The 202-nt window shown below is 54.5% G+C and carries 1 pseudogene; it reads left to right on the forward strand.

The features are described from left to right. Nucleotides 1-202, forward strand: a pseudogene (locus HMPREF2604_RS14265) (ISL3 family transposase); the annotation flags it as partial.

Genomic DNA, 202 nt, shown 5'->3' on the forward strand with positions numbered 1-202 from the left:
TCACCCGTCGACTCGTTGATCTTCCTGTTGTTGGATTCCCCACTAGGCTGCACGTAACAGTCCCTAGATTCCGGTGTACAGCCGCCTCATGTAAGAGAAAGATCTTCCAAGAATCTTTAACCTGCGCTGATGACGGCGCCAAGCTCACGCACCGGGTCACCCGCTGGATCTTGCAGCGCCTTGCTATTGACCGGATGAGTGT

It is taken from the genome of Corynebacterium sp. HMSC055A01, assembly GCF_001809405.1.
Lineage (GTDB): Bacteria > Actinomycetota > Actinomycetes > Mycobacteriales > Mycobacteriaceae > Corynebacterium > Corynebacterium hesseae.